This is a genomic window from Peribacillus sp. SIMBA_075 (assembly GCF_046534585.1).
Genome location: NZ_JAWRYN010001032.1, coordinates 1 through 256, shown reverse-complemented (window position 1 = coordinate 256; position 256 = coordinate 1). Strand labels below are relative to the sequence as shown.

Below are 256 nucleotides of genomic sequence, written 5' to 3'. Positions count from 1 at the left end.
AGAATGTTTGTTTTTTATCTTCTTGTAATTCTAAAATATCGTCTTCTTCTTTTACTTCATATGGATTAATAATATGAACGATAATGAATCCACTGAATAAGTTTAATACAAGTGCTGTTACTACATATTTTGGATCAATCATTTTCATGTAAGAACCGACGATTGACATTGATACTGTTGACATAGAAGATGCACACAGTGTGTATAAACGATTTTTCGGTAATTTGCTTAGTTGATCTTTCACTGTAATGAATAC

Annotated in this window: 1 pseudogene; it reads right to left on the bottom strand. The window is 29.3% G+C overall.

Features of this window, described 5'->3' with window-relative positions:
* Positions 1-256 (bottom strand): annotated as a pseudogene (locus SB775_RS31435) (NupC/NupG family nucleoside CNT transporter); the annotation flags it as partial.